1 protein-coding gene is annotated in these 283 nt (G+C 68.2%); it reads right to left on the reverse strand.

Annotation, left to right across the window (positions count from 1 at the left end; all coding sequences use genetic code 11):
* On the reverse strand, positions 1 to 283 hold a 283-nt coding region (locus tag E4487_RS25040; protein ID WP_175254568.1), incomplete at both ends, for an AMP-binding protein.

Raw genomic sequence — 283 nt, forward strand, 5'->3', positions numbered from 1 at the left:
CGGCGTACCCTGAATCGGCAGATCGCTCCCCTCCAGCCCCTCCACTTCCGACCAGTCGCTGTCCAGGCAGAACCTACGGGCGTTCGAGGCTGGCAGTGCATCACGCAGATGTGCCTGAGTCAGCAGCAGCGTCACGCCGCTGTCGTCCAGCATGTGCTGCAGACGCTCGTGCGGGTAATCCGGGTCCATCGGCACGTAGGCGCCGCCGGCCTTGACGATGGCCAGCAGGGCCACCACCAGCTCGACGCTGCGCTCGGCCGCCACCCCCACCAGTACGTCCGGG

It is taken from the genome of Pseudomonas sp. BMW13 (assembly GCF_013357275.1).
Classification (GTDB): domain Bacteria; phylum Pseudomonadota; class Gammaproteobacteria; order Pseudomonadales; family Pseudomonadaceae; genus Aquipseudomonas; species Aquipseudomonas khazarica.